This window comes from Streptomyces sp. SID12501 (assembly GCF_010550245.1).
Lineage (GTDB): Bacteria > Actinomycetota > Actinomycetes > Streptomycetales > Streptomycetaceae > Streptomyces.
The window spans coordinates 1-568 of the sequence record NZ_JAAGLU010000323.1 but is presented as its reverse complement, the minus strand read 5'-3'; the positions used below and the strand labels follow the sequence as shown (position 1 = coordinate 568).

General features: G+C 72.2%; 1 pseudogene. It reads left to right on the top strand.

The window, feature by feature from the left end:
- Positions 1–568: pseudogene (locus tag G3I71_RS46010) on the top strand (hypothetical protein); the annotation flags it as partial.

Genomic DNA, 568 nt, shown 5'->3' with positions numbered 1-568 from the left:
TCCCGCCCGTGCCGATGTTCCTGCTGCCGGACCTCAGCATGCTCGACGCGTCGCTGGAGGGCTTCGCGATCCAGGTCGACGACGCGGTCGGCGACCTGCCGGGCGTGCGCGTCGAGACGCAGCGCTGCGAGGCCGAGGGCACGGACGTGGGCGAGCTGCTCGCGTACGGCGACGGGTCGGGCACGTTCACCGGCCCCGACGGGTCGGTCGTCAACTACGGCGACGGCTCGGGCTCGTACTCCCTCAACGGCGTCGCGGTCACGGTGTACGGCGACGGCTCGGGCACGTACAGCGACGGCGCGACCTCGGTCGTGAGCTACGGCGACGGGTCCGGCAGCTACGCCGACGGCACGACGGCGGTGACGCTGTACGGCGACGGGTCGGGCACGTGGTCCCGCGGCGACCGCTCCATCACCAACTACGGCGACGGGTCGGGCACGGCGTCGGACGGCGACGTGTCGATCACGAACTACGGCGACGGCTCGGGCCTGTACGCGTCGGCGGACCTGACGATCAACAACTACGGCGACGGCACAGGCGTGGTGCACGGCACGCCGGACGAGGTGGA